Source organism: Methanospirillum sp., from assembly GCF_028679455.1.
Taxonomy (GTDB): domain Archaea; phylum Halobacteriota; class Methanomicrobia; order Methanomicrobiales; family Methanospirillaceae; genus Methanospirillum.
On the sequence record NZ_JAJRBM010000149.1, the window covers coordinates 1 to 4092 of the forward strand.

The window sequence follows — 4092 nt, forward strand, 5'->3', positions numbered from 1 at the left end:
TCATATCAGGGGATGAAGGATCTACCCGGATTTCCTTTAAAATCCATAAGAAGCCATTACTGGTTTTTTCTCCCGTCTGTATGAAATCTTCCCGGGTATCTGAAAACATATACCTAAAAAAGGGATGATGACAATCTGCTTCAGCCTGCCCGGAGACGGGAGTTGTACCTAAACCCGGAGGATTATCTTTTGAGTTATGAAATACCATAAAGATACAGGAGATACCCATGGCCTGGTCCGGGTCAGTCATGATCGGCGTATTCCTAAGGCAAGATCAGGGCTCTTTATGCCTATCAATCCTGATATTTTTATCAGGGCTTTTTTCGAAAAAAAAGAATAATTATTACCTTTGCTTGTTTACCACGAAGGTACCTGCAGCCTTGTCATGCAGTCCCTGTTTCTTCTCATCGATAGCAAGGATGATATACGATATCAGGTTGAGGATAGGGATTGCCTTGATAATCCATCTGATAGTAGCCTGCCCGAGTGTAATTCTTTCGCCCTCTGCATTCACCACCATTACCCCTGCCCCGCGTTTTCCCAGGGTGGCCTGGTATTTTGAACTCTCCTGGAGGGCAAAATATAGCCAGGAAATAATTAAACCAGCAACCAGTGAGAAAAGGTTGCCCATCAGCTGAGTGGATGTCAGGGTGATAGAGAGAGCGATAAAAACGATTATAAGGGTAGGTATCAGTAAAACAATCCCATCAAGAATATATGCGGCAAACCGGATCCAGAAACCGGCATATCGTTCTTCTGAGGACGAACTCCTGATTCTCACGCCACAATGAGGACATATTTCAGCCTCTTTATATTCCAGTGCCGCTCCACAGGTAGGACAATAATTTAGATCTGTCATTATTTCACCAAAATCTGGCCATGGGAAGAGAACCAAAACCGGAAGATAAACAACCAGTATTATTGAGGTACTCATCTCTTTCAACCTTATTAATATATTGATTTGTATTCCTGTACAGAAAAGATGCACAATCTCAATAATTCAACGTAATATGAGGGTTTTGAATGAGGTTAATGAGATATCTAGTCCGGATTCGACCAGGTAATCCCCGGATTTTCCCTCTGATAATCTAAACCCGAGGGAGCAACTGCCCGAACAAGATGAGTTCAATAGAGAATATCCCGCCGGGTTTTAATCCATGAAAGTTCCATATCAAAACACCGGTACTGACAACATGTGCGGACGCTTTTGTATTGCAGCATCTCCTGGTGAGATCTATGAGCGGTATGGGGTATCAGTCCCGCCGGAATACCGGCCGAGCTATAATCTCTCTCCTGGCAATACTATTCTCGTAATAATCAGAGAAGGAGAAACCAGCAAGTCATATATGTACGAGTGGGGAATACGGACCAATCAGCCGCACCTGATCATTAACGCCCGGATTGAAACTATCCAGGAAAAATTCCTGTTCAGGGATTCATTTCAGAATCACCGGTGCCTGATTCCGGCATCAGGGTATTACGAGTGGAAATATTATATGTGAAGGAAGACTCAGATTTATTTTTCATCAAGACTGAGGCCCCTCATCTCATTTGCCGGATTTATCCGTCATTCTTCAGAAAGGGACCAGGTCGTGATCATTACGGCCCGGGCGATCCCTCCGTATACGGATATCCACGACCGGATGCCAGTAATACTTCATCCCTCCCAGGAACCTGCATATTTAAAAGACGGAAGTATTTCAGTCATACATGAACCACTGGATTCACACGAGGTATCATCCAGGGTTAACCAGGTGGAAGTGGATGAACCCGGGCTTATCATACCCAGGAAACCGGGATCAGGTCAGATGACCCTGGGAAACCAGTAGTTATATCTCACCGGTGATTATGAGAGGAGCATCCTGAAGGCTATGACGAGAAGCATCGCGGTAAATAACAGCAGGTGCATTTTTTCCTGGATTCTGCTGCTGAATATTGCTCCGGCCTGGGCAGCCGGAACTGATGTGCAGAGTAATACTCCTGCAACGAAGAGGTTGACATACCCCAGGGAATACGGAAAGAGGCCTTGTTTCCCCCATCCGAGAAGGATATAGGAACAGACACTTCCCCCGGAGGTTAATACCATGGCAGCAAGGGAGATACCCACCGATCGGAACATGGTATACCCGAAAAAGATCGTCAGAACAGGAATAAGGAGCATTCCTCCTCCGATTCCAAACATTCCGGAGGCTGTTCCTACGATGAAACCAAAAAAACCAAACGAAAGACCTGATTCAACGAGATGAAATCTGCCCAGGTACCCGGACTTGTTGAAAACCATCCAAAAGGCGAGAAAAAGTAAAAAAAATGCAAAAAGGCTGACATGGACTTCCCCGGGTAACGCCAGTGAAACCATGCTCCCGAAAAAAGAACCGATTATCCCCCCGGTCCCCAGAATAAGGGAAGTGTGCCAGCAGATATTCTTCATCCGCCATTGGCGGAAGGTTCCGCTGACAGAAGTCGGAAGAATTACCGCTGCTGATGTCGCTACAGCAGTAAGCATAGCATACTCCCCGTACCCGTAATCAGAGAGAAGGATAAAGATAACAGGAACCATGAAAAGTCCTCCGCCAACTCCGAGCAGTCCCGACAAAAAACCTGCAATGATCCCGCACACGAGCAGGATACCAATGATAACAAGAACTGGTTCCATCAGGGAACCTCAGGAATAACAGGGCACTGAAACAGGAAATTCGTAATAAACCAGGTATATATGGTGACGGGCGATTATAGAATCCTTCCTGATTATCCCACAGTTTCCATTACCTCTTTAAAAAAAATCAGTCCTCTCTTTATGCTTTCCATGTTTTTTCCACCCGTAAGAATAATATTACCTGACGTGAAGATGAGAACGACGATCTTCGGATCAGGAATCCGGTATACGAGTCCGGGAAACTGCTCCGGTTCATATTCAACATGTTCATACTGTAATGTCGTAACGATTCTGTTCAGGTTGCACTGATAACCAAGACTATACGAACAGACAATATTCGTTATGTCTACTTTTGGTCCTGGATAACAGGATATTCCCGCTTTTTTTGACATATTCACAAATCTCTCAAGTCCCACCGGGACATCTTCAAGAGAATGGAATCCGGTAAGGACAATTTTCCCGGTAGAGAAGATGAGTGCTACACATTTCGGATCCTGCATCCGGAAAATTGCACCGGGAAACCGTTTTGCATTGAATGTACATCCGGGAAGGGTATCGGGTAATATACCCAGATCGATGGAGTCTGCAAGGGTTCCCGAAGCAACAATATTTACGATCTGTAATGACTCATCCTCTTCCTGTTTCATTGTTAAATTTTGTGTTCAGAGTTCGATAAAATCGGTAGGCAGGGTAAATACTGTAACAAATCCCAATTTATCATCCGGTTCTACGATTTAAGTAAGGATTCATGATAAAATTCCCGTTTTTTATCTGCGTTATGTCCCCAGGCGGCGTATATATATCCCCTAAAAAATGCGCATATCTAAAACAATTCCCTTTTCCTGCAGAACTCAGTTCGTACCTGACACGACAGGTTAAAAGAAGGATTATTCAGAGAACCGGGTTTTTTGTTTCAGAACCATGTCGTTCAGGAGAGGTACCATACCGTCCTTTCATTCCATACGTTGAGAGGGCCAGTAACAACCCCAGGAGACCTGCGGTCAGAAAAAGATACCAATCAGGGATATCCCGACAGGTGCAAAATCCACGATGATAACAGGAATTACTGAAAACCTAAAATAACATAGTATTCTCTAAGGTAAATATTTCATGGTATGTATGAGATTTCTCACTGAACAGACGGTGTTTTATAAAGAAGAGAGCATGTTTCGTCCAGGGCTCGCATGACCTCCTCTTGTTACTATTAATCCCCGGATTTTTCCACCGGGGTTGCACTGGTATCCCTGACAACTCCAACCCTCCATTCCTGGTTGTCCATGTCCAGGGTCTTCCACACCGCCTGTTTCTTCACCTGCCGGTTCGAGTTCTGGTCCCAGAAGGTGTACATAATCGTCCCTTCCGGATTATCGATCACCGCACGGGAGACATTGTGCATCTCCGGGGAGTTATAGATCGGATCGGTCAGCACATTCGTTCCA

4 protein-coding genes and 2 pseudogenes are annotated in these 4092 nt (G+C 44.9%); 1 reads left to right on the forward strand and 5 read right to left on the reverse strand.

Annotated elements, in window-relative coordinates; all coding sequences use genetic code 11:
• Both LUQ50_RS05020 and LUQ50_RS05025 read right to left on the reverse strand, forming a co-directional pair.
• Positions 1-250 (reverse strand): hypothetical protein (locus LUQ50_RS05020; protein WP_300037110.1); only part of this gene is annotated, 250 nt, incomplete at its 3' end.
• Positions 251-343: 93 nt separating this feature from the next.
• Positions 344-859, reverse strand: coding sequence for an RDD family protein (locus LUQ50_RS05025; protein WP_300037114.1), 516 nt, complete (start codon positions 857-859; stop codon positions 344-346).
• Positions 860-1193: 334 nt separating this feature from the next.
• On the opposite strand from LUQ50_RS05025, the pseudogene LUQ50_RS05030 reads away from it, so the two are divergent.
• Positions 1194-1829, forward strand: a pseudogene (locus LUQ50_RS05030) (SOS response-associated peptidase).
• A gap of 17 nt (positions 1830-1846) precedes the next feature.
• Here the strand turns inward: LUQ50_RS05030 and LUQ50_RS05035 are convergent.
• The 3 genes and pseudogenes from LUQ50_RS05035 to LUQ50_RS05045 form a co-directional block, all read right to left on the reverse strand.
• Positions 1847-2653 carry a sulfite exporter TauE/SafE family protein gene (locus LUQ50_RS05035; protein ID WP_300037117.1) on the reverse strand — a complete coding sequence of 269 codons (807 nt, stop codon included), beginning with the start codon at positions 2651-2653 and terminating at the stop codon, positions 1847-1849.
• A gap of 92 nt (positions 2654-2745) precedes the next feature.
• Positions 2746-3300: a TATA-box-binding protein gene (locus tag LUQ50_RS05040; RefSeq protein ID WP_300037120.1), complete on the reverse strand. Its 555-nt coding sequence runs from the start codon at positions 3298-3300 to the stop codon at positions 2746-2748.
• A gap of 557 nt (positions 3301-3857) precedes the next feature.
• A pseudogene (locus LUQ50_RS05045) lies at positions 3858-4092 on the reverse strand (hypothetical protein); the annotation flags it as partial.